Source organism: Enterobacter sp. IF2SW-B1 (assembly GCF_001743375.1).
Taxonomy (GTDB): domain Bacteria; phylum Pseudomonadota; class Gammaproteobacteria; order Enterobacterales; family Enterobacteriaceae; genus Enterobacter; species Enterobacter bugandensis.
The window spans coordinates 1-436 of record NZ_MJAA01000265.1; the positions used below are offsets into that span (position 1 = coordinate 1).

1 protein-coding gene and 1 pseudogene are annotated in these 436 nt (G+C 67.7%); one reads left to right on the plus strand and one right to left on the minus strand.

Translation table 11 applies throughout. The annotated features are described in order from the left end of the window. Positions 1 to 270: pseudogene (locus A6013_RS24345) on the minus strand (3-hydroxyacyl-CoA dehydrogenase family protein); the annotation flags it as partial. A 61-nt stretch (positions 271 to 331) separates the two neighbouring features. Between A6013_RS24345 and A6013_RS26365 the strand changes: the two are divergent. Further along, a partial coding sequence (locus tag A6013_RS26365; RefSeq protein WP_373452510.1) for a 3-hydroxyacyl-CoA dehydrogenase NAD-binding domain-containing protein occupies positions 332 to 436 on the plus strand: 105 nt, incomplete at its 3' end.

Sequence of the window (436 nt, forward strand, 5' to 3'; positions counted from 1 at the left end):
ACGACGCTCCTGCCAGAAGGCGTTAAATACCGAGCAGGTCACCGCGAAGTTAACGTCCTGACCAATCATGTCGGTCAGCTCCAGCGGCCCCATCGGGAAGCCGCCGCCATCGCGCAGGGCGGCGTCAATCACCTCCCGCGCGGCCACCTGCTCCTCCCGCGCGCGCCAGGCCTCGGAATAGAACGGCCGCGCGACGCGGTTGCCGATGAACCCCCGCGTTGACTGGCAGCGCACGGGCTGCGTACCCCAGATCAGCGCCACCAAGCACAGCGCGTCGGCCACATACCTGGGGGTCGCGGGGTTGGACTTCTTCTACCCGGCGCGGGTTATGATGCTGGTGGAGGTGGTGAGCGGGCTGGCGACCTCCACGGAAGTGGTCGACGCGCTGTGCGAGCTGGCGCTGAACTGGGGTAAGCAGCCCGTGCGCTGCCTGTCA